The 327-nt window shown below is 33.9% G+C and carries 1 protein-coding gene; it reads right to left on the reverse strand.

Going from position 1 to position 327, the window contains the following annotated elements:
• On the reverse strand, positions 1-327 hold a 327-nt coding region (locus AOA62_RS24620), incomplete at both ends, for a glycerophosphodiester phosphodiesterase family protein (protein WP_218244163.1).

Genomic DNA, 327 nt, shown 5'->3' on the forward strand with positions numbered 1-327 from the left:
TTATAATACCATCAATATCATATTTTAAAACCTCTCTAATGTTCCGTTCAAGGTTAACTGTCCAAACCCATACTTCGCGGTTTTGTTCTTTCGCCTTTTCAATAAATCTGTCCGAAAGCATAGTTTGACGGATTGTGTAAAAGTCCACATCAATAGCAGATAAATTTCCTGCGGCTAAATATAAGATTTGTCCGATTCTAATATCGGGGTTAACTTTACGAACCTCTTGTAGAACATCATAATTGAAAGCTTGAACATACGTAACATCTTCTATATCATATGCCTCAATTAATTCTACTATTTTACTTGCGAACTCAGGATTTTTAC

Source organism: Pseudomonas sp. 2995-3, assembly GCF_002742565.1.
Classification (GTDB): Bacteria; Pseudomonadota; Gammaproteobacteria; order Pseudomonadales; family Pseudomonadaceae; genus Aquipseudomonas; species Aquipseudomonas edaphica.